2 protein-coding genes are annotated in these 3,658 nt (G+C 64.1%); both read right to left on the reverse strand.

Features of this window, described 5'->3' with window-relative positions; genetic code table 11:
* A partial coding sequence (gene murB, locus CAPSK01_RS17085) for a UDP-N-acetylmuramate dehydrogenase (RefSeq protein WP_273703907.1) occupies positions 1-751 on the reverse strand: 751 nt, incomplete at its 3' end.
* A gap of 13 nt (positions 752-764) precedes the next feature.
* Positions 765-3,658 (reverse strand): methionine synthase (gene metH, locus CAPSK01_RS17090; RefSeq protein WP_034929380.1); only part of this gene is annotated, 2,894 nt, incomplete at its 5' end.

Genomic DNA, 3,658 nt, shown 5'->3' on the forward strand with positions numbered 1-3,658 from the left:
GCGGGTTGTGGAAGAAGCTGCCGGCGTTGGGCAATACCGCCGGATCGGGCAGTTTGCGGCGGCGGACCTGGATCACTGCCGCCGCGATTTGCCGGGCATTCGGGTTGGCGATCTGTTGTTGATCGAGCTCGCCAGCCAGATCGGCGTAACTGGTCAGGGGCTGCCAGGTTTTCGGCAGGCGGAGAGTCACGTGCGTGATCACCCGAGAACCGTCGAGGTGCCAGCCCTGTTGTTTGAAGACGCTGTCGCGGTAGGCAAAACGGCAGGCTGCGCGATCGAAGTGCAGCGTCTGGCCGCTTTGCATGTCGCAGGCTTCGAGCGACAGGAAACGATCGGCGATTTCCAGGCCGTAGGCGCCGATGTTCTGGATCGGCGCTGCGCCGACCGTGCCGGGAATCAGTGCCAGATTTTCGAGGCCCGGCCAGCCTTGCGCGAGTGTCCAGCTCACCAGTTGATGCCAGTTCTCGCCGGCTCCGGCGCGCACATACCAGGCGTCGTCATCCTCGGCGACCAGCTGCCGGCCACCAATTGCCATGTGCAGCAGCAAACCGTTGAAGTCGCCGCAGAGTACCAGGTTGCTGCCCCCTCCGAGAACAAAGCGGCGCGGCCCGTCGCTGCCGGCGAGTTGCGCCAGTTGTCCGGCAGCGGTGATCTCGGCATAAAGCGCGGCCCGGCCGGGCAAAGCCAGTGTTGTCCGCGTCGCCAGTTCGACGTCACGTGTCACGAAATCCGGCAGTGGCCGGTCACTCATCTGGCGGGCAACTTCAGAGCAGCGGCGCCAGCCAGCGCTGTGCCTCGCTGACGCTGAAACCGGCACGCTGCGCCCAGTCTTCGAGCTGGTCACGAGCGATCTTGCTGACCGCAAAATAATGCGCCTGCGGGTGCGCCAGATAGAAACCGGAAACCGCTGCTGCGGGCGTCATGGCGAAGGATTCGGTCAAACCCATGCCGGCATTGCGTGGCGCATCGAGCAATTCGAAGAGCGGGCCCTTGGCGGTATGATCGGGGCAGGCCGGATAGCCGGGCGCCGGCCGGATGCCGCGATAGTGCTCACCGATCAGCGCCTGGCAGTCGAGCATTTCGTCGCTGGCGTAGCCCCAGTAGTCGCGCCGTACTTTTGCGTGCAACCATTCGGCACAGGCTTCGGCCAGGCGGTCGGCGATCGCTTTCAGCAGGATCGAACGGTAATCGTCATGGGCGGCGGCGAATTCGGCGAGCTTTTCCTCGATGCCGAAACCCGCGCCGACGGCAAAGGCGCCGATCCAGTCCGGCGTGCCGCGCTCGGCCACATAGTCGCTCAGGCAGTAGTGCGGCTTGCCCGCCGGGCGCTCGTGCTGCTGGCGCAGGTTGTGCCAGCTCAGCAATTTCTCGTTGCGTGATTCGTCGGCATAGATTTCGATGTCGTCACCGACGGCGTTGGCCGGGAAGAGGCCGAAGACGGCGTTGGCACTCAACCACTTCTCGCTGACGACTCTTTCCAGCATCGCCTGCGCGTCACTGAACACGGTCCGGGCGGTCGGACCAACCAGCGCATCGTCCAGGATCTTCGGGTAACTGCCGGCGAGATCCCAGGTCTGAAAAAAAGGTCCCCAGTCGATGAAATCGGCGAGGGTGGCGAGGTCGACATTGCGCAGCACGTGCAGCCCCGGCATTTTCGGCGCCGTCGGTCGATAGCCGGGATCGTTGTTCCACACGAAGCGATTGTTGCGTGCCGTTTGCAGCGTCACCAGCGGGATGCCCTTCTTGTTGGCGTGCTGCGCGCGCACTTTGGCGTAGTCGGCAACGATCTCGTCCCGAAAAGCCGCGGCATGGTCGGTCGACAGGAGGCGGGTGACGACGCCGACCGCGCGCGAGGCATCGGGGACATAGACCACCGGTCCGGAATAGTTCGGCGCGATCTTGATCGCCGTGTGCGCACGGCTGGTCGTTGCCCCGCCGATCAGGAGCGGTACCGGCGAGCCACCATCGACCGCGTCGGCGAAACCGAGACGTTCCATTTCGGCCGCGACATGGCTCATTTCCTCGAGCGACGGGGTGATCAGGCCGGACAGGCCGACCGCCTGCGCAGCATGTTCCCTGGCGGCGTGCAGGATCTTGTCGCAGGAAACCATGACGCCGAGGTCGATGACCTCGTAGCCGTTGCAGCCCAGCACCACGCCGACGATGTTCTTGCCGATGTCGTGCACGTCGCCCTTGACCGTGGCGATCACGATCCGCCCCTTGCTGCGGACACCGGTGCGCAGTTTTTCGGCCTCGATGAAGGGAATCAGGTGCGCGACCGCCTGTTTCATCACGCGTGCCGACTTGACCACCTGTGGCAGGAACATCTTGCCGGCGCCAAAGAGGTCGCCGACGACGTTCATGCCGTTCATCAAGGGGCCTTCGATGACTGACAATGGTGGCTTGCCTTCGGCTTCCAGCGCTGCACGGCATTCCTCGGTGTCGGCGACGACGAAATCGGTGATTCCCTTGACCAGGGCATGCGAGAGACGCTCTTCGACCGGCAGTTCGCGCCAGGCGAGGTCGGGGCCGCTGTCCCTGGCCTGGCCTGCACGCACCGTCTGGGCAAATTCGACCAGCGCCTCGCCGGCATCGGGGCGGCGGTTCAGGACCACATCCTCGACCTTCTCGCGCAGCACCGGGTCCAGTTCGTCATAGACACCGAGCATGCCGGCGTTGACGATGCCCATCGACAGCCCGGCCTGGATCGCGTGGTAGAGAAAGACGGTGTGGATCGCTTCGCGAACCGGATCGTTGCCGCGGAACGAGAAGGAGACATTGGATACTCCTCCGGAAATCTGTGCACCCGGCAGGTGCGCGCGAATCCAGGCACAGGCCTCGATGAAGTCGACGGCGTAGTGATTGTGCTCTTCGATGCCGGTGGCGATGGCGAAGATGTTCGGGTCGAAAATGATGTCCTCGGGTGGAAAAGCCGCCTGTTCGGTGAGCAGCCGATAGGCGCGCGCGCAGATTTCGGTCTTGCGCGTGTAGGTGTCGGCCTGCCCGTGCTCGTCGAAAGCCATGACCACCACCGCCGCACCATAGCGGCGCGCCAGCCTGGCCTGGCGCAGGAATTCGGCCTCGCCCTCCTTCATCGAGATCGAGTTGACGATGCCCTTGCCCTGGATGCACTTGAGACCCGCCTCGATGACTTCCCATTTCGACGAGTCGATCATGATCGGCACGCGCGCGATGTCCGGTTCGCCGGCGATCAGCTTGAGGAAGCGATCCATGGCCGCTTGCGAATCGAGCATCGCTTCGTCCATGTTGATGTCGATCACCTGCGCGCCGTTTTCGACCTGCTGGCGGGCAACCGCCAGCGCATCGTCGAAGCGGCCTTCGAGGATCATCCGGGCGAAGGCGCGCGAGCCGGTGACATTGGTCCGCTCGCCGACATTGACGAACAGTGATTCCTTGCCGACGTTGAAGGGCTCGAGACCGGACAGGCGCAGCTTCCTTTCGATCACCGGGATGGCGCGCGGCTTGACGCCAGCAACACGGCTGGCAATCGCCGCGATATGTTCGGGCGTGGTGCCGCAGCAGCCGCCGACGATATTGACGAAACCTTTCCTTGCCCAGTCGGCGATTTCGGCGGCCAGTTGTGCCGGCGTTTCGTCGTAGCCGCCGAAAGCATTCGGCAGGCCGGCGTTCGGGTGCG

Origin of the sequence: Candidatus Accumulibacter vicinus, assembly GCF_000584955.1 — a bacterium.
Classification (GTDB): domain Bacteria; phylum Pseudomonadota; class Gammaproteobacteria; order Burkholderiales; family Rhodocyclaceae; genus Accumulibacter; species Accumulibacter vicinus.